The 25,045-nt window shown below is 40.8% G+C and carries 15 protein-coding genes and 2 pseudogenes; 14 read left to right on the forward strand and 3 right to left on the reverse strand.

What is annotated here, in order from left to right; genetic code table 11:
- The first annotated feature begins 745 nt into the window (after nt 1-745).
- The 13 genes from I2I04_RS04525 (at nt 746) to I2I04_RS04585 (ending at nt 20,870) form a co-directional block, all read left to right on the forward strand.
- Complete coding sequence (locus tag I2I04_RS04525; RefSeq protein ID WP_195654436.1) at nt 746-3,997, forward strand: SusC/RagA family TonB-linked outer membrane protein; 3,252 nt, start codon at nt 746-748, stop codon at nt 3,995-3,997.
- Between the two features lie 9 nt (nt 3,998-4,006).
- Nucleotides 4,007-5,776, forward strand: a complete 1,770-nt coding sequence (locus tag I2I04_RS04530) for a RagB/SusD family nutrient uptake outer membrane protein (protein ID WP_229126924.1) — start codon at nt 4,007-4,009, stop codon at nt 5,774-5,776.
- Between the two features lie 32 nt (nt 5,777-5,808).
- A complete protein-coding gene (locus tag I2I04_RS04535) occupies nt 5,809-7,008 on the forward strand; it encodes a glycan-binding surface protein (RefSeq protein WP_195654437.1) in 1,200 nt (399 codons plus the stop codon).
- 13 nt (nt 7,009-7,021) lie between these two features.
- Nucleotides 7,022-8,101 carry a glycoside hydrolase family 5 protein gene (locus tag I2I04_RS04540; protein ID WP_195654438.1) on the forward strand — a complete coding sequence of 360 codons (1,080 nt, stop codon included), beginning with the start codon at nt 7,022-7,024 and terminating at the stop codon, nt 8,099-8,101.
- Between the two features lie 77 nt (nt 8,102-8,178).
- Nucleotides 8,179-9,186: a glycoside hydrolase family 5 protein gene (locus I2I04_RS04545; RefSeq protein WP_195654439.1), complete on the forward strand. Its 1,008-nt coding sequence runs from the start codon at nt 8,179-8,181 to the stop codon at nt 9,184-9,186.
- Between the two features lie 68 nt (nt 9,187-9,254).
- Nucleotides 9,255-11,393: a right-handed parallel beta-helix repeat-containing protein gene (locus I2I04_RS04550; RefSeq protein WP_195654440.1), complete on the forward strand. Its 2,139-nt coding sequence runs from the start codon at nt 9,255-9,257 to the stop codon at nt 11,391-11,393.
- Between the two features lie 13 nt (nt 11,394-11,406).
- Nucleotides 11,407-13,677: a GH92 family glycosyl hydrolase gene (locus I2I04_RS04555; protein WP_195654441.1), complete on the forward strand. Its 2,271-nt coding sequence runs from the start codon at nt 11,407-11,409 to the stop codon at nt 13,675-13,677.
- 31 nt (nt 13,678-13,708) lie between these two features.
- Nucleotides 13,709-14,749, forward strand: coding sequence for a glycoside hydrolase family 5 protein (locus I2I04_RS04560; protein WP_195654442.1), 1,041 nt, complete (start codon nt 13,709-13,711; stop codon nt 14,747-14,749).
- Nucleotides 14,746-16,098: a DUF4038 domain-containing protein gene (locus tag I2I04_RS04565; RefSeq protein WP_195654443.1), complete on the forward strand. Its 1,353-nt coding sequence runs from the start codon at nt 14,746-14,748 to the stop codon at nt 16,096-16,098. The genes I2I04_RS04560 and I2I04_RS04565 overlap by 4 nt, the downstream gene beginning before the upstream one ends.
- 13 nt (nt 16,099-16,111) lie before the next feature.
- On the forward strand, nt 16,112-17,284 hold the full coding sequence (locus tag I2I04_RS04570) for a glycosidase (RefSeq protein WP_195654444.1): 1,173 nt from the start codon (nt 16,112-16,114) through the stop codon (nt 17,282-17,284).
- A 6-nt stretch (nt 17,285-17,290) separates the two neighbouring features.
- The gene (locus tag I2I04_RS04575; RefSeq protein WP_195654445.1) at nt 17,291-18,694 is read left to right on the forward strand and encodes an MFS transporter; all 1,404 of its coding nucleotides are present in this window, start codon (nt 17,291-17,293) and stop codon (nt 18,692-18,694) included.
- 172 nt (nt 18,695-18,866) lie between these two features.
- Nucleotides 18,867-20,075, forward strand: a complete 1,209-nt coding sequence (locus I2I04_RS04580) for an acetylxylan esterase (RefSeq protein WP_229126925.1) — start codon at nt 18,867-18,869, stop codon at nt 20,073-20,075.
- Between the two features lie 12 nt (nt 20,076-20,087).
- Nucleotides 20,088-20,870 (forward strand): DUF5040 domain-containing protein, encoded by a 783-nt coding sequence (locus tag I2I04_RS04585; protein ID WP_195654447.1) that lies wholly within the window; start codon nt 20,088-20,090, stop codon nt 20,868-20,870.
- A gap of 146 nt (nt 20,871-21,016) precedes the next feature.
- Here I2I04_RS04585 and I2I04_RS04590 read toward each other — a convergent pair whose 3' ends face one another.
- Nucleotides 21,017-22,006, reverse strand: a complete 990-nt coding sequence (locus I2I04_RS04590) for a calcium/sodium antiporter (protein ID WP_195654448.1) — start codon at nt 22,004-22,006, stop codon at nt 21,017-21,019.
- Nucleotides 22,007-22,132: 126 nt separating this feature from the next.
- On the opposite strand from I2I04_RS04590, the gene I2I04_RS04595 reads away from it, so the two are divergent.
- Entirely contained in the window at nt 22,133-23,983 is a 1,851-nt protein-coding gene (locus tag I2I04_RS04595; RefSeq protein ID WP_195654449.1) for a mechanosensitive ion channel family protein, read from the forward strand.
- A 363-nt stretch (nt 23,984-24,346) separates the two neighbouring features.
- On the opposite strand, the pseudogene I2I04_RS04600 reads toward I2I04_RS04595, so the two are convergent.
- Both I2I04_RS04600 and I2I04_RS23480 read right to left on the reverse strand, forming a co-directional pair.
- Nucleotides 24,347-24,526 (reverse strand): annotated as a pseudogene (locus I2I04_RS04600) (hypothetical protein); the annotation flags it as partial.
- A gap of 20 nt (nt 24,527-24,546) precedes the next feature.
- A pseudogene (locus I2I04_RS23480) lies at nt 24,547-25,044 on the reverse strand (hypothetical protein); the annotation flags it as partial.
- Nucleotide 25,045 lies beyond the last annotated feature (1 nt).

The following is a 25,045-nucleotide window of genomic DNA, read 5'->3' on the forward strand; positions in this document are numbered from 1 at the left end:
TTTATGATTTGAGGAGGCAAAGATACGTGATAATCTTTAAATTACAACGCGTGGGATGGCAAAAAACGGTATGGCATCTGGTACATTTAAATGGTTACTTATTAAATTACTTAGCGTTTTTTTTGTAGATATCTGGTAATTTTGCGAATATTGTGCAGGGATATTGAGGTATGAATTGGGTTGCATTAATTGGAAACCGGATTCATATTAGTTGTTTTGATAAGGGTGTTTTTTTATCTTACTCTGAAAGCTGGTTCCTATACATTAAAATATTTTATAACTTGTAGTCGATGGGGACGCATGCTATAAAAGTATAAATCTGGTATTGACTATTGATATTACTTGAAGCTATTTGGGAGGAAGACTTATTGCTTTGCCGTAGGTGAATTTGTGATTTTATACATTGATAATCTCCTTTATACCTTACTTATAATGTCCATTTATGCAAATGATAAGATAGTATCATGATATGATAATAAAGTACTTTTTATAATGTAGTGATGCGACTACTTTTGCATCAGTAATTCAATGTAAATCTAATGCGGTTGAAAAATGAAACTACAATCTTTTAATTTGTCTGAAGGAAAAGCGAACAAATCTTTCTGTAATATTAGGGTAAAAGGAAGATGTTTGCTTGTATTTATGAAATCGTTGTGGACCTTTAAGTTTTGTAAGGAAGGCTATGACGGTATATTATACTTATGTAGATAAGAATAATTTTTATAGTCAAACTTTAAATTAATAAATGATGAAAAATCTCTTTTTTTATCCTCGTTCAAGAATGAAGGAGTCAAGGGCATTTAAGGTAGTGTGGATAATGCTGGCTGTGTTCCTGCTTGTAAGTGCGGACGTTTTAGCTGATGGTATTAAAATAACCGGTGTGGTTAGAGATGCCAATGGAGAAGGACTCCCGGGAGTTAATGTTGTAGAAGAAGGTGTGAAGAGTGGAAATGGGACTATTACCGATATGAATGGTAGATTTACGCTCTCTGTAAACAGTAACCGTTCCCAGCTTCGTTTTTCTTTTATAGGTTATGAAACGCAAGTTGTAGTCGTTGGAAAAAGAACAATACTCAATGTCGAATTGAAAGAGCAAACGACTCTTATGGATGAAGTGGTGGTGGTTGGTTATGGCGCAATGCGGCGCAAGGACTTGTCTGGTGCTATATCTTCCGTACGTAGTAATGATCTGATACAAGGTGCGCCCACCAGTTTGACGCAAGGTTTGCAGGGACGTTTGGCAGGTGTGCTCGTTAATCAAAGTGACGGTGCTCCGGGGTCCGGTGTTAGTATTACCGTACGTGGAACCAATTCTTTTTCAACTAATTCCCAGCCTTTGTATATTGTAGACGGTATTCCTTTTGAAACAGGAGGTACACCTACCAGTGGGGCGAATGAAGGAAATAATACGACCGCGAATCCGTTGTCATTGATTAATCCGAATGATATTGAATCCATTGATGTTCTGAAAGATGCTTCGGCTACAGCTATTTATGGTTCACGTGGTGCAAACGGTGTGATTATCATAACGACCAAACGTGGTAAGGCAGGTAAGGCAAGAATCGAGTTTTCGGCAAACTTCGGAATCTCTAAAATTTCCAAAATGGTGGAAATGTTGGATGCTTACACTTATGCTAATTTCATGAATGAAGGTACTAGAAATGGTGGCTTATATGATAATTTGCTTTATACGGAATTGCCTTATGATGGTTCGTGGAAATATAAAAGAGATGGAAACGGGAATGTAATTCGTGAATCCGGGAGTTACAATCCTATTCCTGAAGATTTCTTGCACCCGGGATGGAGAACCGATGAGTATGGAAATCGTAAATGGGTGGAAGGTACCGACTGGATGGATGAAATTCTACAGACTGGTTTAACGCAGGAATATAATGTCAGTGTTTCGGGTGGAAATGAAAGGAGCAATTATGCTATTTCCGGCAATTATACTACACAAGATGGTATTATTAAAAATTCCGGATACGAGCGTTTTACGTTCCGTTCGAATGTAAATAGTGAAATTACTTCATGGCTGAATGCGGGGTTGAATATCAATTTTACAAAATCAACGACCAATTTTGCGAAAGCAAATTCTTATGATGCAAGTATTATCCGGTCGGCATTGATTTACATTCCGACAGTTTATGCCGGTGATAAAAGTGAAGATGATGAGTATTCATGGTTGTCGGCTAACCCGCGAACCTATGTGAATACGGCGAAAGATGAATTAAGTTCGATAAATGTGTTCACTTCAGCTTATGCCGAATTGAAAATCGTAGATTGGTTGAAGTTCCGGCAGAATTTGGGTATCAGTTATACTTCAAATGACCGTAGCTCTTATTATAGCCGTGAGACCGGTGAAGGTAAGGTAGCAAACGGACGTGCCGGCCGAAGTGATAACTTTTGGCAGAATGTGACAGCTGAATCAGTGCTGACATTCGATAAAACCTTCAATAAGATACATCGTTTGAATGCTGTAGCAGGTTTTACTTATGAGAAATCACATTGGGGAGGAAAAGCTATTACTGCACAGAACTTTCCAACTGACTTGACCAAAGATTACGATATGAGTCAGGCATTGGTTGTTGATCGTCCTTCCAGTAGTCGTGGAGAATCTGTATTGGTATCATTGCTGGGACGTGCCAATTATACATTGCTGGATAGATATATTTTTACAGTTTCATTCCGTCGTGACGGATCCAGTCGTTTTGCGCCGGGTAATAAATTTGCAAATTTTGCATCAGGTGCAATAGCATGGTCTCTTTCAGAAGAAGAATTTATCAAACGTTTGAACTTATTTAGTAATCTAAAACTTCGTTTTAGTTACGGACAGACTGGTAATCAGGCTATCAGCAGTTATCAGACTATGGAGTCATTAGGTACGGCCAATTATCCGTTGAACGGTACACTAACTAGCGGTTTTAGTGGTCAGACTTATAAAGGTCCTTTAAATACTTCGTTAAGATGGGAGACTACTGACCAATTTAACGTAGGTCTTGATTTCGGATTCTGGAAGAACCGCCTGAACTTTTCTGCAAACTATTATTACAAAAAAACGAAAGATTTGTTGCAGAATGTCTCAATTCCTTTAAGTACTGGTTATAGTACAATGTGGACTAACTTCGGACATGTTACTAACAAAGGTTTTGAGTTTACAGCCAATGTGGTAGCTATTGACAAAAAGGACTGGGGACTAAACTTCGATGGAAATATTTCATTTAATCAGAACCGGATAGGTGGGTTGAATGCCGACCAGTATGCAACGCAGTTGTGGTATGGAGCCAATGAAGTATTTCTGCAAAGAAATGGTTTACCGATAGGAACGATCTATGGATATGTGGAAGATGGGTTCTATGATAACATAGCAGAAGTAAGAGCAGATCCTATTTATTCTAAAGTTTCGAATGAAGAAGCTCAGCGGATGATTGGGGAGATAAAGTATGTCGATCGTAATGGTGATAATCAGATAACTACTGAAGACCGTGCTGTCATCGGAGATACGAATCCTGATTTTATATATGGTTTGAATGCTAATTTCCGCTGGAAGAAGCTTTCGTTGGGATTGTTTTTCCAAGGAAGTCAGGGAAATGATATATTTAACGGTAATCTGACTATGATTGGTATGAACAGTATTGGTAATGTGACTCGTGAAGCCTATGAAAGCCGTTGGACACCGGAGAATGCGGCGAATGCGAAGTGGCCGCGAATAACAACGGCTATGACGCGTGATATGAAGTTGTCTGACCGTTATGTAGAGGATGGTTCCTATTTCCGTTTGAAAACAATTAATTTGAATTACAATTTTGGATCAGTATGTAAGGGTATTGCCGACTTGTCGGTGTTCGGAACAATAACGAACGTATTTACGCTTACCAATTACAGTTGGTTCGATCCGGATGTAAATGCTTTCGGGTCAGACGCTTCTCGTCGTGGTGTGGATATATTCTCTTATCCGAATAGCCGTACTTATACGATTGGTTTTAAATTAACATTATAAAAAGAAGTAATGATGAAAAAATATAAATTAATATCTACAGTGTTGGCGTTAGGTCTGTGTATGCCTTTTGGACTTTTTACAACCTCTTGTGAAGATATGCTGGAAGAGAAACCTTATGACTTTATCTCTCCGGGAGAGATTGAAAATTCTGATGGGGGAGCAGATATGTGGGTAATAGGAGTTTATAATGTATTGCATACTGGAATGTTTATATATGGCTCTTTTCCACGTCCGCTGGATTACGATTGTGATTATATATCCGGTGCAGTCTGGCAGTTTTCCGAGTTTGGCAGTGGTAATTTTCAGGGGGGTAGTGCGCAATGCAATGCGTTATGGACAGGAATGTATTCTTTGATAAACAAAGCTAATCAGGCAATTGCGCAAATAGAGGGCATGACTGGTCCGACGGAAGTTCATAAAAAGAATTGCTTGGGCGAGTGTTATTTCTTGAAAGCGTGGGCTTATTTCTATCTAGCTCGTGCTTATGGTGATATTCCGGTATATTCCGTAAGTGTGAATGAATCCGGCTCATATACGGACAATCCGAGAATTCCGGTTAAGCAGGTTTATGAAGAACAAATCATTCCATTGCTTGACAAAGCGAAAGATATGATTTATAAGAATACAGATGGAGCTTATGTACCCGGTCGGGTAAGTGCTGCTTCGGCGGCCGGACTTCTGGCTAAAGTATATGCTACGATGGGGGCTGCTTCTACTCCTGCCAGTGAGCAAGTTACAGTAAAGACGGGAGTACCTTATGTGATTCAGAATATTAATGGCGTGGATACTAAGATTTATACAGACCCCGTTGCAACTACTTTCTCAAAGAATGTGGTAGCAGGTTATGAGAGCTTTGACCCTCGGATATGTTATGAAAATGCTTATCAACTGGCATCCGATGTAATAGAAGGTGTATACGGAAATCATGAACTGGTGGCTTATGATAATTTATGGACGGCTATCGGAAAAACAAGCAGTGAGTTCTTGTTTAGTTTGCAGTCCTTGTCAGGAGACTCCTCGTTCGGTACTTTGTTTGGTTTGCATTACTGCGGTAGATTGAATAATAAAGGCCATGTTGATAATAGCTTGACAGTGGGTATGCGTAAACACTGGTATTTGTTGTTTGAGGAGAAAGATTATCGTGTAGACAAAGGAGTTTTGCATTGTTGGATACGTGAAGGTTCCGATTCCAGTTGGGGTGGTGGTTCTTATTATCCAAACTTTGGAAAATGGAAAAGTATGGTCGATGCAAAAGAACCGCCATTTGATAATCCGGAAGTGACTGCTGGATGGCGTTCTGATGAAGGTGGCTCTGAACAGTTCTTTGCTTATACGACTAAATATTCCCAACAGATTTCGGACCAGACTCTGGAACGTATGGATGCTAACTATCCGTTTTTGCGTTATGCGGATGTAGTGCTTATTAAAGCTGAAGCCGCAAATGAACTGAACGGGCCGACACAAGAAGCTGTGGATGCATTGAATGATGTGCGCAGTCGTAGTAATGCCACATTGAAAGAGTTGGATGTTTTTGCCAATAAAGCGTCTTTGCGTTCGGCTATTCTGGAAGAACGGGCGATGGAGTTCGCACTCGAAGGTGATCGTCGTTGGGATTTGATTCGTTGGGGTATTTATCTGCAAGCCATGAATGCATTGGGCGGAATGGATGAAGCTAATAATGTGAAAGCTCGTCAGGAGAAACATTTGCTTTTCCCGATTCCGACTATGGAGATGCTGACGAATCAGGCGATAACATCCAATAATCCGGGCTGGAATTAATATAGATAATCAATTAAACAAGTAAAAATAAGATGAAAACATTAGGATATATTTATATGTCTATTGCTACTTTTCTACTATTGGTATCATCGTGTACGGATATAGTGGAAGTGGATAAAGTGTTGGCTAAGGAAAATATACCTTCTACTGGAGCTCCGGTTGTCGAACGTATCGTTTTAGCCACAGAGGGTGAGATGCCTATTACAACGGCGGCATTTGAACAAGTCGTACGCATCGAAGGCTCTAACCTTGGTGATTTGAAGTCGTTGAAATTTAATGATATAGAGGTGGATCCGAAAGAAACCTATTCTTCATATGAAGCTATTCTTGCGCCTATTCCTCGTAAATTACCTTCGGAAGTGACGAATATGGTATATATAACAACTGCAAACGGTTCAACGACTGTTTCTTTGACTGTTACTGTTCCGGAACTGACAATTGGAGGTTTGTATAATGAGTTTGCGCAACCGGGTGATACAACTGTTATTTCAGGCGATAACTTTGATCTTTATGGAATCACTGCGGAAGCGGCGAATATTCGTTTGGGTGATACTCCGATTAATATTCTGGCAGCCTCCCGTACGGATATAACATTACAGATTCCTGCAAATGCCCGTCCAGGTATTCGTCTATCCATTCAAGGTAGTGAGATGAGAGAGCCTGTTTATCTGACTTATGCAGATGAAGGTGTTTCCCAATTGTTTGATTTTAATAACTGGCCGGGTCCCGGTGCATATACACATTCGAACAACTATCCAGATTCTCCAAAAGACTTTTTGTATAATGCTACAAATATTGTAGAGGGTGAGGATCCGGCGCCACTCGCAGAGGGTATGAACTATGTTCGTTTTGAGGGCACTGTCAGAGCGTGGGGCTGGATGGTTTTACGGGATGGTTACATTGATGTACCACAAGAGGTTGTTTCCGATCTGTCTTCGTATGATCTTAGATTTGAGATGAATACATCAGCCGCTTATCCAATATCTTCTGCTGCCCGTTTCGTATTGGGTGACTATGTTTGGGAGCCTGCTGCCAGCGGTGTACCTATTAATACGTATGGCAAATGGATGACCGCTCGTATTCCGGTAACTTCCACTGATGGTGACGGACATCAGCTGATTCCCAACGGAACTAGCTCGGAAAGCAGGTTACCCTTTAAAATTATTTTCTCCCCTTCATCTGAACAAGTGTTTGATGTAAGTTTCTGTAATTTCAGATTTGTGAAACGTTAAAAATAGAGTTATTATGATACGATTGAAAATTATATTGGGTGTCATTGTCATGTTCCTGTCTTTAAGTGCCTGTTCTTCTGATGATGAAAGGGATGAAGACGATAAGTCACGGTCTGAGTTATATTTTGGCGTTAATATGTCAGGAGTTGAGTTTGCTGCAGTTTATCCGGGTATTGACGGTACTCACTATGGATACCCGTCACGTGATGATTTGACATATGTAAAAAAGAAAGGATTCGGATTGATTCGGTTCCCATTCCGATGGGAACGTATACAACCGGAATTGGGGAAAGAATTGAATTCTGTAGAATTGGCTAAGATGAAGAGCATTGTGAGTCTAGCGGAAAGTATGGGTATACAGGTTTTGCTAGATATGCACAATTTTGGTCGCTATTGCATTTATTCAAACGGTCAAAACTCGAATGATAATCAATATGCTATTATTGGTTCGGTGAACTGTACGGTCAATCATTTCTGTGATGTGTGGAAGCGATTGGCTGCAGAATTTAAGGGGTATACAAATATTTGGGGATATGATATCATGAACGAACCCTATAGTATGTTGTCCACTACTCCTTGGTTTAATATAGCGCAGGCTTGCATAACGGCTATACGTGAGATTGATACGCAAACATCAATTGTTGTTTGTGGAGATGAGTATGCTTCTGCAAGCAGATGGGTGAGATATAGTGATAATCTGAAGAATCTGGTTGACCCGTATAATAATCTGATATATCAGGCTCATACTTATTTTGATGCTGACGCTTCGGGCAATTATAACTTGAGTTATGCAGAAGACGGTGCGACTCTGGATATTGGCATTACCCGTTTGACTCCTTTTGTGGACTGGATAAGACAAAATGGAAAGAGAGGTTTTGTCGGAGAATATGGGGTGCCTGATAATGATGGCCGTTGGCTGGATGTACTTGACAGGGCCTTGAAATTCTTATCGGATAATGGTATCAACGGAACATATTGGTCAGCAGGTCCCCGTTGGGGCGATTACCCACTGTCTGTACAGCCAACCAATAATTATACAGTTGACAGACCTCAAATGAAAATTCTGGAGAAATATCTGAAGACCAGTAATTAAATCTTTATCAATGAAAGCTGTTTCTGGAGAATCAGCCGGAACAGCTTTTGTTTTAAACTTTCAAATCAATTAAAAATATGAAGTATCTGACATTTGTAATAGTTTCTTTGTTTTTCTTTTGTTCAGTGCATGGAAAGGTCGGAAATAATAATTGGGAACCGGTAAAGATACACGGACAGCTTCAAGTAAAAGGGCGCTTTTTATGCAACGGACAAGGAGACACAATCTCTCTGCGTGGGGTAAGCCTAGGCTGGCATAATTTGTGGCCCCGTTTTTATAACAAGAAGGTTATAAAATGGCTTAAAAATGATTGGAAATGTTCAGTAATCCGTGCTGCTATGGGTGCTTACGAAGGGGTGGAGGATGGATATTTGGTGAATCCGGGATTTGCATTGGATTGTGTGGAAACTGTTGTCAGGGCTTCTATAAAAGAAAATGTTTATGTTATCATTGATTGGCATGCGCATGATTTCTATCCGGAACTGGCCAAACAATTTTTTGCATCCATGGCTCGTAAATATGGGAAGAATCCACATATAATATATGAAATATTCAATGAACCGACTCATGAACATTCATGGGGGCGGGTTAAGAAATATGCGGGAGAGGTCATTGCCGAGATCCGGAAATATGATCCGGATAACTTGATTATTGTGGGTACTCCTTCCTGGGACCAGCATGTGGATATAGTAGCTGAGGATCCGATTGTTGGTTATGAGAATATTATGTATTCTTTGCATTTCTATGCGGCCAGCCATAAAGAGGAGCTTCGGAGCCGTGTTGCCAAGGCTTTAGAGAAGGATCTTCCTCTTTTTGTTACTGAATGTGCGGGGATGGAACATACGGGAAATGGTTTCCTGGATATTCCGGAATGGGAAAAATGGACCGGTTTCTTAGAAAAAAACCGGATAAGCTGGGTCAACTGGTCTATTTCTAATAAAAATGAAACTTGTTCCATGATACTTCCTCGTGGAAGCTATGAAGGTGGATGGGATACCGAAGTCATAAAACCGGCGGGACAAAAGTCTCGTGAATTGATAAGATTCTATAATACGGTGGATAAAGTGTATGAGAATTTGAGATAGAAATCAATAAAATAGGGTATTAGACAAATGATATACTGTCGGGATTGCCGGCTGATAAATGAATAATTATGAAAATTCTTATATTTTTAGTAAGTCTGTTATTGGGTCCGTTGTGTCAGATGTATGGTCAGCAAATAATTTATGTGTCTCCAACAGGAAATGATAACAATGATGGTTCAAAGGAGAGACCACTCTTTTCGTTAAACCGTGCATTGGAAAAAGGATGTGCGGATATGAACCGTACAGATACATTATCTATTCTCATACAAAGTGGTGATTACTATTTAGACCGTCCGGTTCAGATTAAAACGAGTTTAAAAAGACCTGTCATTTTTCGTGGAGTTGGAGAACAAAAATCTTCTTTGTTGGGAGGTATATGCATTAATGCTTGGGAGCCGTATGGAGACAAACTTTATCGCGCTTATGTACCGGAAGTTGTAAAATATGGATTTACTTTTGAACAGTTGTATATAAATGGCCGGCGGGCTACTCTTGCGCGTATGCCGAATGAAGACTGGTATGTGGTAAAAAATGCTTTCGAAACTCCGTTTGTGAATGGAGTTCGTGCAGCGGACTATGCGGTTCAGCGAGTGGTATTGGATACACAAGATATTTCTTCATTAAAGGGGTTAACCGCAGATGAAGTTTCAAGAGTGAAGCTCCGTTTTTATCATAAATGGGATATTACACAGAAGCACATTGAATATGCGGATGTTGATTCCGGATTTGTTTATTTGGCAGGGAAAGGAATGCAGGATTGGAATCCTGTCACCGCAGGATCCCGATATGTTATGTTTAATTATATGAGGGCTTTAGATGAACCGGGAGAGTGGTATTTGGACCATCAGACAGGTTATATTTATTATATGCCGTTGGCAAATGAAAATATGGCTACGGCCTTTTGTGTGGCACCGGCTTTGCAGCATCTGTTGGTTGTGGAAGGGACTGAAAATGCTCCTGTTCGTGATTTGCATTTTGAGAATATTTCATTTCAGTATTCCTCTTATTTATTACCGGATAATGGAGAAGATGCAGTTCAGGCTGCCGCTTTTACTGATGCGGCTTTATTATTAAATTATGCAGAGGGAGTCTCTTTTGTGAATTGTGAGTTGATGCATCTGGGGAGTTATGGGATATGGCTGAAACGTGGATGCCATCGAAATAGGATCGAACATTGTTATTTAGCGGATTTTGGTGCAGGAGGAATAAAGATCGGGGAACCTTTTTTCCGACCAGACGGGCAACCGGTATCTAGTGAGAATATCGTCGATAATTGTATTTTACAACATATGGGAAGTGAACTGCCTTGTGGGGTAGGAATTGCTCTTTTTCATACAAGCAACAACCGGATAACACACAATGATATTGCCGATCTGCGTTATTCGGGCATATCTTCAGGCTGGTTTTGGGGATATAATCAGACTTCCGATTCATGGACCTCTGTTCTAAATAAACGGGGTGAAGGAGAATATTATCAGGCTCCGCTTACAAGTCCTTCCGTTCGTAATATCATAGAATATAATCATGTACATCATATAGGCTGGGGAGAATTGTCGGATATGGGAGCCATTTATACGTTGGGAGAGTCTCCGGGTACTAGTGTTTCCAATAATGTAGTCCATGATATTCTTTCTTATGATTATGGTGGCTGGGGATTGTATACGGATGAGGGATCAAGAGGAATCATTATGCGTAATAATCTAGTTTATCGTTGTAAAAGTGGCGGGTTTCACCAGCATTATGGCCGGGAAAATATAATTGAAAATAATATTTTTGCTTTTGGCTTTTATTATCAGGCACAGTTTACTCGTGTGGAAAAGCATTTATCTTTTTCGTTCCGGCGTAATATTATATTGCAAAAGCGAGGAGAAACATTGTCTGGTCCCTGGAAAGAAGGAAATATTGGTATAGGGTCCAATTTATACTGGAGTGTGGATGGAGCACTTAGTTTTGACGGACTTCCATGGGAACAATGGAAAAAAGAGAAAGAGAATGATTCGATGGTAGCTTCTCCTTTATTTATAGATGCCGAGAATGATGATTTTAGATTTAAAACATTAAAGAATGTCAGGAAAATAGGTTTTATACCATTTGATTATTCACAGGCAGGTGTTTATGGTTCTAAAGAATGGAAAGAAAAGGCTCAATTGTCTTCTGACATTTTGCGTGAGTTTGAATATAAGGCTTCAATCCGATTAAACAAGTAAAATAATCAGTGAAATGAGAATGTTAAATAGGATATATTGTTGTGTAGGATTTGCATTTCTGGTAGTATTATCTGCCACTGCAAAAGAAAAAAGTTATGTTGACTATGTAGATCCTTTTATTGGCACTGGCGGTCACGGACATACATTTCCGGGAGCGGTAGTTCCTTTCGGAATGATCCAGCCCAGTCCGGATACACGTATAGATGGTTGGGATGCTTGTTCTGGATATTATTATGAAGATTCTATCATTAATGGTTTTTCTCATACCCATTTGAGCGGAACAGGTTGTGCAGATTATGGGGATATTTTATTGATGCCGACTGTGGGTAAACAAGAATATAATCCACAGGATAATAAGAGTCAGGTACTTCCTTATGCTTCGGGATTTTCGCATGATAATGAGATAGCCAGACCGGGATATTATTCTGTATTTCTGGATCGTTATAATGTGAAAACAGAGCTTACTGCTACGAAACGTGCAGCATTGCATCGTTATACTTTCCCGAAGAGTGATGAAGCCGGTTTTATTCTGGATCTGGATTATTCTATCCAATATCAGACTAACTCGGATATGCAGATAGAAGTGATCAGCGCAACGGAAATCAGGGGACATAAATTAACTGCATATTGGGCGGCAGAGCAATCTATTAATTTCTATATGAAATTTTCGAAGCCATTTGAATGTCGTATAATAGAAGATACCATTATTGATCATGGCGGGAAACGGCAGCCACGTTGTAAGGCGTTGTTGAAGTTCAAAACTCAACCGGATGAGCAAGTGATGGTGAAAATAGGTATTTCGGCTGTAGATATGAATGGGGCCCGTCAGAATCTGGAAAAGGAAATTCCGGAATGGGATTTTGAGGGTGTCCGTCAGGAAGCATCCTGGGAGTGGGATAAATATTTGTCTAAAATAGATATAACCACAAAAGATGATACTCACCGGAGAATCTTCTACACTGCTATGTATCATACAGCGATATGTCCGAATCTATTTACGGATGTGGATGGACGCTATCGGGGAATGGATTTGGAAATTCATCAAGGTGATGTGCAGAAACCTATTTACACCATTTTCTCTTTATGGGATACATTTCGTGCTCTTCATCCTCTTTTTTCTATTATTGATCCGCAATTGAATAATGATTTTATATACTCGTTACTTCAAAAGCATAAAGAAGGGGGAATATTTCCGATGTGGGATTTGGCTTCAAACTATACAGGGATAATGATCGGTTATCATGCTGTCTCATTAATAGCTGATGCTTATACAAAGGGATATTCGGATTTTGATTTATATGAGGTATATAATGCATGTCTGCGGGCGGCGGAGTTCGATATGTCAGGAATTAAGTGTCCTCCATTGATTATGCACCATTTGATGCCAATGGCCAAATATTATAAGAACACCGTAGGTTATATACCTTGTGATCTTGAGAATGAATCGGTTGCAAAAGCGTTGGAATATGCTTATGATGATTATTGCATTTCTATTCTGGCAGAAGCGGTCAATGACGAGAAGAACTATGAAAAATACAGTCGCATGTCAAAAGCCTATAAATTGTATTTCGACCCTTCTGTCCGTTTTATGAGGGGAGTCGATTCTAAAGGAAAATGGGATGTTCCTTTTAATCCGAAAGCTTCTTCACATCGCAGTGATAATTATTGTGAGGGCAATGCATGGCAATGGACATGGTTCGTCCCTCACGATATTGATGGCTTAGTGCAGCTAATGGATGGAAAAGAAGCATTCATTGAGAAATTGGATTCTTTATTCACAATTGATTCTAGGTTGGAGGGTAGTAGTGCTTCTGCTGACATAAGTGGCTTTATTGGGCAATATGCACATGGAAATGAGCCAAGCCATCATATTATTCATATGTATAATTATGTAAATAGGCCATGGAGAACCCAAGAACTGGTGGATCAGGTTTTTAAAGAATTATATCAAGATACACCGGATGGATTGTCCGGTAATGAAGATTGTGGACAGATGTCTGCATGGTATATACTAAATGCAATGGGATTTTATCAAGTTTGTCCGGGTAAACCTGTATATTCCATAGGAAGACCGTTATTTGACCGTGTAGTGGTTAATCTGGCGGATAATAAATCATTCACTATAGTTTCAAAGAATAATTCAGAGAAAAATAAATATATTCAGTCGGTAACATTAAACGGAAAATCATTAGACATACCTTTTTTCAGCCATCAGGATATTGTATCCGGGGGCAGGCTTGAGATAGTTATGACTGATCAACCTACAAAATGGGGGATAAGATAAAATATATTCTATATTAATAAAATGGTTAAATATGAAGGCTAAAATTATACTGATTGGTTTAGGTTTGTTGGGACTGGTATCTTGTGCGGTTAAGACTTCTCCAGAGCAGAAAGGTGAACCTTTCGGAATCAATATTGCTTGTGCGGAGTTTGGTGATAATTTTCCCGGTGAATGTGGTAAGGATTATGGTTATCCTACTATGGAGGATTTGAAATATTGGCATGAAAAAGGTTTGAATCTGATTCGTATGCCTTTTAAATGGGAGCGTTTACAGCATGAACCGGGAGGTAAACTTCATTCACCGGATCTCCAGGCTGTCAAGAATTTTGTTACGGCTGCCGCACAATTGGATATGAAGGTTATATTGGATATGCATAATTATTGCCGTAGATATCATAATGGTAAAGTACAGATAATAGGCCAAGATGATATCACTAACGAACATTATGCTGGATTCTGGAAGAAAATGGCGGATGAGTTTAAAAACTATACGAATATTTATGGCTATGGGTTAATGAACGAACCTTATGATTTGGGTGAAGATATTTTCTGGATTAGTATGGCGCAGTCAGCCATTGATTCTATTCGTGTGGCAGATCCCAATACACCCATAATAGTTGGTGGCAATCATTGGAGTTCTGCTTCTAAATGGAAGCATGTAAGTGATACACTCAAGTATTTGAAAGACCCGTCAGAGAAATTGCTGTATGAGGCTCATTGCTATTTTGATAAAGACAATTCGGGAACATATAAATATAGTTACGAAGAAGAAGAGGGTACTCCTGATAAAGGGGTGAAACTAGTCACTCCTTTTGTCGAGTGGTTAAAGGAGAATGGGTTGAAAGGATTTATAGGTGAATATGGGATTCCGGTGAATGATCCGGATTGGGAAGTTACTTTGGATAATTTTCTGTCCTATTTGTCTACAAACGGTATCAATGGGACATACTGGGCTTCCGGTTCCTGGTGGCCGGATGATGCAGTTATGGTGATTCCAACCTATAAAGGAGGGGCGGAGCGTTCTCAAGTAAAGATTCTGGAAAAGTATAAAGAAGCGAATATTATAAAATGAAGCGGCTACTTCTGACATATTTATTGCTGGCTTTATTTACGATTATATCATTTCCTGCTGTTTCTGACAGGGAAAATATGATTCCGTTTACTCATGGAGACCTTGAAGTAGATTGCAGTAAACGGTATTTGCAGCATGAAGACGGGACTCCGTTTCTATATTTAGGAGATACGGCGTGGGAGATGTTTGCCCGTTTGAGTGGAGAGGAAGCAGAGTGTTATCTAGAAAATCGCCGGTTAAAAGGTTTCACTGTAATCCAATCTGTTATTTTGACAGAGCTGGATGATTTTTCAACCGTATTTGGAACGCCCCAATTGACGGATGAGGCTGACATTACATTGAGCGCTGATTATTTGAATCATATTGATTCTATTCTCCAAATAGCGGCATCAAAAGGATTGTATGTGGCTTTGTTACCAACATGGGGAGATAAAGTTGACAAACAATGGGGACGAGGTCCGGAGCTGTTTAATGTGAAAAATGCCCGCGAGTACGGTCGTTTTCTGGGTGATCGTTATGTCTCTTATCCGAATATAATTTGGGTCATAGGAGGTGATAGAAGCGGTGGTGATAAGAATAGCGACATTTGGAAAGCAATGGCTGAAGGCATCAGGGAAAAGGATTCCCGGCATTTGATGACTTATCATCCGCATGGAGAACATTCTTCATCCATGTGGTTTCATAATGAAACATGGTTAGATTTTAATATGTTTCAAAGCGGGCATTGTCAGGAGTCTTATGACATTTATCGCCGGTTGCTACTTCCAGATCTGTTTAGGGAACCGAGAAAACCTGTGATGGATGGTGAACCCCGCTATGAAGACATACCACGTAATTTCAAACCGGAGGATGGACGTTTTACGGCATATGATGTTCGGAAGTCTTTGTACCAGAGTATGTTGTCCGGAGCATGTGGTTATACTTATGGTTGCAATAATGTCTGGCAAATGTATACAGCTAAGCATATTCCGATGTGTGAAGCACGTACTCCCTGGTATGACTCTCTTGATTTGGAAGGTGCAGAGCAACTGATTCACTTTCGTCGTTTGTGGAATATGTTTTCTTTTAAGAATGGGAAAACATTTTTCGGGATGATAAGTAGTGTAAAAGATGGAGTTGATGAAGCCGTGGCTTTGGGCGGGGATAGCTATTTAGTGTGTTATTTTCCGGAAGGTGGGCGATGGAAACTGAACTTGAAGGATTGGGGAGCCGGTTACTATTCTTTGCGGTGGATGAACCCGCGTAACGGCTTGTTTTCTGAGGCAGGAATTGATTCAAGAGTAAGTCTGGAGATCAATACACCGAATAATAGTGAAAAAGAAGATTGGGTATTAATATTAGAAAAATGATAAGGATAGTATTATGAAAAATTGTGTATTAGATGACTTGAAAGTTAAGCATGAAGTATTGCTTACTCGTAAGAATATACAGATGGAGACGACGAACGGTATTTATTGTCGTTATAAATATCCTGTATTGACAGCTGATCATGCGCCGTTGATCTGGCGTTATGATTTTAATCCAGTAACCAATCGTTTTATGGAGGAACGTATCGGAGTTAATGCAGTAATGAATTCTGGTGCCATTAAGCTGAATGGGAAATATTATTTAATGGTTCGTGTGGAAGGTATGGACCGCAAGTCATTTTTTGCTATAGCTGAAAGTGACAGCCCTGTAGATCATTTCCGGTTTTGGGATTTTCCGGTATTGATGCCGGAAACGGAGGTTCCGGATACCAATATGTATGATGCTCGGCTCACAGCTCACGAAGACGGTTGGATTTATGCAATATTCTGTGCGGAACGCAGGGATCCGGCCGCCCGTCCGGGAGATTTGTCTTCGGCGGTGGCATTTGCGGCAATTGCCCGAACAAAAGACCTGAAAAACTGGGAGCGTTTGCCGGATTTGGTGACGAAGAGCCAGCAACGTAATGTTGTGCTGCATCCGGAGTTTGTGGATGGTAAATATGCATTGTATACTCGTCCGCAAGATGGATTTATCGATGCGGGAAATGGCGGTGGTATAGGATGGGCGCTCGTTGATGATATTATTCATGCAGAAGTCAAAGAGGAAAAGATTATTAATTCTCGTTTTTATCATACCATCAAGGAACAGAAGAATGGAGAAGGTCCGCATCCGATCAAAACCTCAAGAGGTTGGCTACATCTGGCTCATGGTGTGCGCGGATGTGCTGCAGGTTTGAGATATGTTTTATATTTGTATGTTACTTCATTAGAAGATCCGACAAAGGTGATAGCAGAGCCGGCCGGTTATTTTATGGCCCCGGTTGGTGAAGAAAGAGTGGGGGATGTCTCTAATGTATTGTTTGCGAATGGCTGGATAAGAGACGAGGATAAAGTATATATTTATTATGCTTCATGTGATACCCGTATGCATGTGGCGGAAACTGATATTGAACATTTGCTGGATTATTGTTTCAATACGCCGGCTGATGATTTTCGTTCAATTAAATCAGTTCAGAATATATATAAGTTAGTGAATAAGAACAAAGCTTATTTAGCTTCTTTAAAGTAGATTTTTATGGAAAATGAACAAGTTAAACTGAAGGAAAAGATCGGATATGGATTAGGGGATGCAGCTTCTTCTATGTTTTGGAAGTTGTTTACCATGTATCTCTTGTTCTTTTACACGGATGTGGTAGGACTTTCGGCTGCAGTGGTGGGTACTATGTTTTTGGTTACTCGTATCTGGGACACGTTTCTGGATCCTTTTATAGGCATTCTGGGAGATCGTACGGAAAGCCGCTGGGGCAAATTCCGACCGTATTTGTTGTGGGTGGCTGTTCCGTTTGGAATTTGTGGAATCCTTACTTTTTCTTCATGGGGGGAGAGTGAAACCGCTAAGATTGTTTATGCTTATATCACCTATACGTTGATGATGATGATTTACTCCTTGATTAACGTACCGTATGCTTCCTTATTAGGGGTTATGTCAGTCAATCCGCAGACTCGTACGGAGTTTTCCTCCTATCGTATGACTTTTGCTTTTGGGGGCAGCATACTCGTTCTTGCATTGGTTGAGCCATTGACTGATTTCTTTAGCAGGATGAAGCTGGTTGATGGTTTGCCTTCAATGGCTTTCGGTTGGCAGATGGCTGCTGTCGTTTTTGCCGTTATGGCCACTTGTATGTTTTTATTAACTTTCTTGTGGACAAAGGAGCGGATTCGTCCGATTCTTGAGAAGAAGAGTCTCCTAAAGAATGATTTGAAAGATTTAGGAGTGAATAAACCTTGGTGGATTCTTTTGGGAGCCAGTGTGATGGTGCTTGTATTCAACTCTTTGCGTGATGGTGCGGCTGTGTTTTATTTCAAGTATTATGTGGCGGGGTCGGATTTATGGTCGTTTTCCATCATGGACGCGTCACTGACATTAATTACTATTTATCTGGTGCTGGGGCAGGCTTTCAATATTGTCGGTATTCTATGTGTACCAGCTTTGACGCGTGCGATAGGTAAAAGACTGACATTTTTTTCTGCTATGGCAGCGGCAACAGTATTGAGTATTATTTTTTATTTCTTGCCCAAAGATATGGTTGCTGCTATCTTGTTGATGCAAATTCTGATTAGTATCTGTGCAGGTATTGTTTCACCGCTGATGTGGTCCATGTATGCGGATATAGCCGATTACTCGGAATGGAAAACTGGACGTCGGGCTACGGGATTAATCTTTTCATCTTCATCTATGTCTCAAAAGCTTGGTTGGACAATAGGAGGCTCTTTGAGTGGCTGGTTGTTGTTCTATTTTGGTTTTGAGGCGAATGTGGTTCAGACGGAGACTGCTTTGATCGGCATTTGCTTGATGATGAGTGTTTTGCCAGCTTGCGCTACATTGATATCTGTTTTATTCATTTCAAGATATCCGTTGAGTGAAAAGAAAATGTCGGAGATAACAGCAGAGTTGGAGGTCCGTAGAAAGGGAGTTTGAGAGAAGATAAAGATGTTGGTTGTATGGCGTACGTATACCAGATAATCAGTGAGTGATAGTTGTCAATTTAGTTAGGAAGGATTTAGTAATGTTGTTGAGAATATATTTATCATATTTATGTTTCTTTTTAGTGATGTATTCATCTGTTTTGCAGGCTCAGCCATCTAGACAGATGGTAGAAGTGGAAGTTTCACCTCAACAGAAGAAGTTTAATTATTCTCTTGGTGAACAGGTTGATTTTAATGTAACCGTCAAAGTGTCGGGTATTCCGGTTAGGAGCGTGGTCGTTTATTCGATAGCCGAGGATATGATGGAGCCTTTAAAACAAGACTCGTTGATGTTGTCGGACGGAACCGGACGTATAAAGGGTGGTACGATGAAAAAAAACGGATTTTTGCGTTGTAAGGTTGAGACTGTTTATAACCATTGCCGTTACGAAGGATTGTGTACGGTAGGTTTTGAACCGGAAAAGCTAGTGCCGACAGTTGCAATGCCGGCAGATTTTAATGTATTTTGGGATAGACAATTGGCAGAGGCAGCCCATGTACCTATGAATATCCAATTGCAGTTAATTCCGGCTTCTTGTACAGAGAATGTCAATGTCTACCATCTCAGTTTAGGGGCATTTGCTTCGAATTCCAAAGTATACGGCATCCTTTGTGTGCCGAAGAAGGAAGGGAAATACCCAGCTATTTTGAAAGTACCCGGGGCGGGCGTACGTTCATATACAGGTGATGTGGCTACGGCTGGAAATGGTTTTATAACCTTGGAATTAGGTATTCATGGGATTCCGGTGAATTTGTCGCAAACGGTGTATGATGCTTTGGCCAATGGTGCGTTGAATGGTTATCCCACGCTGAATATAGATTCGCGTTCTGATTTTTATTATCGGCGGGTTTATCTGAGTTGTGTGAGAGCAGTTGATTATTTAGTTACGTTACCACAGTATGATGGGACCAATTTATTTGTAGCCGGAGGAAGCCAAGGAGGTGCGCTGGCTATTGTAACGGCGGCGTTGAATCCCAAAGTAAAGGCGATTATGACTTTTTATCCCGCACTTTGTGATCTGACAGGTTATCTTTGTGGTCGTGCAGGTGGGTGGCCGCATTATTTCCGTAATTGTGAGGAAAGTCCGACATTGAAATCCAAAGTGGCGACTGCAGCTTATTATGATGTTGCTAATTTTGCAAGGAGGCTTGATGTGCCTTGTTATATGTCGTTCGGGTATAACGATATGGTTTGTCCGCCTACAACAACCTATAGTACATATAATATGATTCAGTCGGAGAAGGAACTGTTCGTAGTAGAGGAAACAGGACATTATAATTATCCGGAACAATGGAATAAAGGTTGGGATTGGATGATGAAGTTCAGAAAATAAAAATAGTTTGAGATGAAAAAAATAAGTAGTTTACTTTTGTTGCTTGTGCTCGTTTGTTCTTATGGAAATGCACAGAATGAAGATAGATATACGATATTATTGTCGGGGGCATCTTTTGCCGAACCCAATAATAAATGGTTTGAGATGGGATGCCGGGCACTAGGGGCTGTACCTGTTAACCGTGCAGTATCTAGCGAGTCGATTGCGAATACGGCTAACAGGATGGCTGAAGGAACGCTTTATTCTCCTGAAGAATTGGATAAGACTGATGTGTTTGTCATCATGCAGGTGCATGATAAGGATGTATTCCATTCAGATTATCTGAAAGAAAATTATAAAGATTATGTGCTTCCTTTTGATGCTTCCGATTATGCTGCGTGTTATGATTATGTTATCAAGCGGTATATATCCGAATGTTATAACCTGAAGTTTAGTCCGGCGTCAAAGTATTATAACTCACCATATGGTAAACCTGCATTGATTGTATTGTGCACTCATTGGAATGATAGTCGGCCGATGTTTAACAGCACTATTCGTATGCTTGCTGAGAAATGGGGACTTCCGGTGGTTGAATTTGACAAATACATTGGTTTCTCGAAGAGTCAGAAACATCCTGTGACAGGTGAGCAGTTCAGTCGTATTTTTACAGGTGGTGATATACAGGTTGCTTATGGTGAAGTTTATGGGTGGCATCCGTTACATGGAGAAAAGTCTTATATACAGCAACGTATGGCTGCTATCTTTGCGGACATGATGCGACGGATTTTATTACCAAAAGAGTTTATCAGTGAATAAGATCTTATTAGATGGAAATGATAAGAAGTGTACTGTAGTTTTCGGTTGTGTAAGATAGACTGGTGACTGTTGAAGTGAAATGAATATTAGGTTAGTTAGTATGAATGAGAAGAGGGGGCCTTTTCAGCCCCCCTTTTCTGTTATTCTCAAGTATTATAAATCAATATCACCGTGTACGCCACATAACAAAGTATCATAATCCCTCCTTCGATTCTCGTGATAGTCCTTTTGGCAAAGAACAGCCCGAATAACCAAAGCAGAATTCCGGAACCTACTAACGTAAACAGGTCAAAGTTGGTAATTCCACTAAGATGGAGAGGAGTGATGCTGGCGCTACATCCCAGTACAAAGAATATATTGAAGAGGTTACTACCAATCACATTCCCAATGGCAATTTCCGGATTCTTCTTTAATGCGGCAACGATAGACGTAGCCAGTTCAGGAAGAGAAGTACCTCCTGCAACCAGTGTCAGTCCGATAATCGATTCGCTGACACCCAGGTTGCGGGCGATGCCCGTGGCACCGTCAACAAACAGCTGACCTCCAAAAATAAGGGCAGCCAAGCCTCCGATGATATAAAGAATGGATTTCCACCAAGGGAGTGATTTGATCTCTGTCTCCTCTTCTATGGTCGGAGGTTCTATCTGTCCCGCTTGTTCCGTCGTGGTCGGCTTGGAGGCGATGGCAAAGGTGTACCCCATGAAGATGACAAAGAAACAAAGCAATAATAAACCGTCTACTCTGTTCAGAATATTCTCCGGAGCTTTATCCAGAAATACATCATTGGCACAAATCAGCAAGACCATAGAAGAAAGTATGCAGAGCGGTATCTCTTTTCTAAGCGTATTGCGGGTGATGACAATCGGGGCGAATAACGCTGTGCAGCCCACAATCATCAATGTATTGAATATATTACTTCCCACTACGTTGCCTATGGCAATATCCGCGCTTCCTTTGAGAGCAGAAGATACACTGACTGTCAGTTCTGGGGCAGAAGTGCCGAATGCAACGATGGTAAGTCCGATTACGATAGGAGGGATGCGAAAATGCTTGGCTACTGAGGCGGCACCGTCTGTTAAGCCGTTAGCTCCTAGAAGAATGAGGATTAATCCCCCGATAAGTAATAATATATTCATGTTTTTTCTCTTTTAGTGGCAAAGATAATCAATTTGGAAATGGTAATGTCAAAAACAATCCGTATGTTTGCTCTGTTTTTAATGAAATGTTAGATTAACCTTAATTATAATCAAGGAATATAAGGTATGGAAATAAATAAAATAAAACGGTCGTTACTAGTGTTGTTCTTTTCTTTCCTGGCAATCGGGGCGCAAGCACAGTTGGAACAGGCGGTTAAGAAGATATTTGCCGGAGATACAATAACGGGCGGACATGTTCCTTTGAAACGGGATTCGGACTCTATCCACCTGGCGAATATGCAGAAAGCATTGGAAGAAGCCCGGCTCAATGAGGCGAATATGAGGATGGAAATGGAGCAGATGAAGCTCCAGATGGCTACCGCCGACTCCGTAAAATATGCACAGCAACGACAGCGCATCGACTCCCTGCGGCAGTTCACTAAGGGAATACCGGTAGTGGCGGACGATGATACCTTATTTTACCTTTTCACCAAACGAGGTGGATATACTCCTCAGCAACGTGCCCAAATGACCGGTGCGGCGATTGAAGAAATAGGAAGACGCTTTAATCTACAACCTGATTCTGTTGCTATCGACCATTCGGACATAGTTTCCGATTTGATGTACGGCAGCAAAGTACTACTTTCTCTTACCGATCAGGATGCCTTGTGGGAAGGAGTTTCCCGTGATTCGCTAGCTAAGGAAAGACAACAGAGTGTCATTACCAAACTGCATGAGATGAAAGCCGAGCACGGACTTTGGCGTATGGCAAAGCGTGTGCTCTATTTTGTGTTGGTAATTGTTGGACAGTATTTCCTGTTCCGCTTGACTAACTGGTTATTCCGTAAACTGAAAGCGCGTATTCTGCGCCTGAAAGACACGAAGATAAAACCGGTATCCATCCAGGGATATGAATTGTTGGATGCGCAGAAACAGGCGAACCTGTTAGTGTTCCTGTCCAGTATCGGGCGGTATATACTGATGGGATTGCAGCTACTGTTTACCGTACCATTGATTTTTATCATCTTTCCGCAGACAGAAGGACTGGCATATCAACTGTTGGGGTATATATGGAATCCGATTCGCGGTATCTTTGTGGGTATTATCGACTATGTGCCCAAACTGTTTACCATCATCGTCATCTGGTATGCCGTGAAGTATCTGGTACGTCTCGTCTTGTATCTGGCACGTGAAGTGGAAGCCGGACGCCTTAAAATCAATGGCTTCTACCCGGATTGGGCGATGCCGACTTTCCATATCGCCCGTTTCCTGCTCTATGCATTTATGATTGCGATGATTTACCCTTATCTCCCCGGCTCCGATTCCGGTGTGTTCCAGGGTATTTCGGTATTTGTCGGATTGATCGTTTCGCTCGGGTCAAGTACGGTTATCGGTAATATTATTGCCGGACTGGTGATTACTTATATGCGTCCGTTCAAGATGGGCGACCGGATCAAATTGAATGATACCACAGGTGATATCATCGAAAAGACTCCTCTTGTCACCCGTATCCGGACTCCCAAAAATGAGGTTGTGACTGTTCCCAATTCATTTATCATGTCGTCTCATACGGTGAACTACAGTACTTCGGCGCGTGAATATGGACTGATTATTCACTCGGAAGTATCTATCGGTTATGATATTCCCTGGCGGCAGGTTAATCAGATACTGATTGATGCTGCGTTGAACACTCCCGGAGTGGTGGATGATCCACGTCCGTTTGTGTTGGAAACTTCTTTGAGCGATTGGTATCCGGTCTATCAAATTAATGCTTATATCAAACAGGCAGATAAGATGGCACAGATTTATTCGGATTTGCATCAGAATATTCAGGATAAATTTAATGAGGCCGGCATTGAAATTATGTCACCGCACTATATGGCAGTTCGGGATGGAAATGAGACGACCACTCCCAAAGAGTATCAGAAAAGCAATAATCCTTCCAATAAGGCGGGGGAAGAAAATAGACCTGAATAGTTTTTGCTTGGATTGATCGTAGGCTTACGGGACTTCTACTAATCGGTAGGCGATGGAATATTACTAAAAAGGTGTCCTTTTCATCACGAAAGGAACACCTCGGGTTGTGTGTTTTTTCACTGAGAGTAGAATTTATATCATCAAGAGAATTTAAATCTTTATATTCATATTCTGTTGTATATTAGTGATTTATAAATTTACATAATTGCTTCGATTTTTTTGATTTGTTGGTTTAAAAGGAACGCCCTCTTCCTTTTAAACCAACCTCCCGTTCCTTTTAAACCAACGGGGGTTTCCTTTTAAAGGAATAAATAGTGTGATTTAGTTCGTATTAAAAGTTTGTTTTTACACCGGCATTGATCTATATGAGTGTCCCCAATTCAGGTAGCGTCCTCCCACATAAACCCAGCCGTCCATCAGGCAACCGAATGTGTTGGCGCCTGTAGTGGTGGCAGAAGGCAAAACGGTGATATCAATCGATTCATCTTCCGTACAACTCCAGAAGCTGATGATGGAAAAGAGAATGAGTATATATTTCTTCATATTGCTTTTTTTAGTGAATGTTAGAAATAATAGGATAATCCCGTAGTGACGTTTAGTCGTGTGAGGTTGGCATCATCATTTGAATCGAGTTTTACAATAACCTTTTCTCCGTGATAGTGAGTCCTCATTCTAAGTAGTTCGCTATACATATATTGTACTCCTAGACTGACTCCTAGGTTGGGACTCAGCTTATAGGTAACATTGGCATTGGTGAGTAGACCGATAGTGAAGGCTCTCACTTTTCGTGTGTTGCCGAATACTTCGCTGTTGTTTCGCAGAATGACTCCGCCAGGACCGGTTGTCACCCGGATTTGCCAATGTTTGGTATTGGCATTACACATTCCGATTTGCGTGCCGATGAAATGAATCCATAAATGGTCTTTTCTTTCAGGATGGCTTCCTTTGGAAGAAAATCCGGTGTAGGTTCCTCCAAAGATAAAGCGTTTGAGAGGACGGAAGAGGTATTGCCCATCCCAGCTTACGCCTTGTGCAAGTGTGCGTTGGTAGCTGTGGGTACTA

The sequence above is a fragment of the Bacteroides sp. 1001136B_160425_E2 genome (assembly GCF_015559655.1).
GTDB lineage: Bacteria > Bacteroidota > Bacteroidia > Bacteroidales > Bacteroidaceae > Bacteroides > Bacteroides luhongzhouii.

Coding starts and splice junctions, on each gene's coding strand:
- I2I04_RS04525 (WP_195654436.1), top strand. CDS start 746: ATGATGAAAAATCTCTTTTTTTATCCTCGTTCAAGAATGAAGGAGTCA.
- I2I04_RS04530 (WP_229126924.1), top strand. CDS start 4,007: ATGATGAAAAAATATAAATTAATATCTACAGTGTTGGCGTTAGGTCTG.
- I2I04_RS04535 (WP_195654437.1), top strand. CDS start 5,809: ATGAAAACATTAGGATATATTTATATGTCTATTGCTACTTTTCTACTA.
- I2I04_RS04540 (WP_195654438.1), top strand. CDS start 7,022: ATGATACGATTGAAAATTATATTGGGTGTCATTGTCATGTTCCTGTCT.
- I2I04_RS04545 (WP_195654439.1), top strand. CDS start 8,179: ATGAAGTATCTGACATTTGTAATAGTTTCTTTGTTTTTCTTTTGTTCA.
- I2I04_RS04550 (WP_195654440.1), top strand. CDS start 9,255: ATGAAAATTCTTATATTTTTAGTAAGTCTGTTATTGGGTCCGTTGTGT.
- I2I04_RS04555 (WP_195654441.1), top strand. CDS start 11,407: ATGAGAATGTTAAATAGGATATATTGTTGTGTAGGATTTGCATTTCTG.
- I2I04_RS04560 (WP_195654442.1), top strand. CDS start 13,709: ATGAAGGCTAAAATTATACTGATTGGTTTAGGTTTGTTGGGACTGGTA.
- I2I04_RS04565 (WP_195654443.1), top strand. CDS start 14,746: ATGAAGCGGCTACTTCTGACATATTTATTGCTGGCTTTATTTACGATT.
- I2I04_RS04570 (WP_195654444.1), top strand. CDS start 16,112: ATGAAAAATTGTGTATTAGATGACTTGAAAGTTAAGCATGAAGTATTG.
- I2I04_RS04575 (WP_195654445.1), top strand. CDS start 17,291: ATGGAAAATGAACAAGTTAAACTGAAGGAAAAGATCGGATATGGATTA.
- I2I04_RS04580 (WP_229126925.1), top strand. CDS start 18,867: ATGGTAGAAGTGGAAGTTTCACCTCAACAGAAGAAGTTTAATTATTCT.
- I2I04_RS04585 (WP_195654447.1), top strand. CDS start 20,088: ATGAAAAAAATAAGTAGTTTACTTTTGTTGCTTGTGCTCGTTTGTTCT.
- I2I04_RS04590 (WP_195654448.1), bottom strand. CDS start 22,006: ATGAATATATTATTACTTATCGGGGGATTAATCCTCATTCTTCTAGGA.
- I2I04_RS04595 (WP_195654449.1), top strand. CDS start 22,133: ATGGAAATAAATAAAATAAAACGGTCGTTACTAGTGTTGTTCTTTTCT.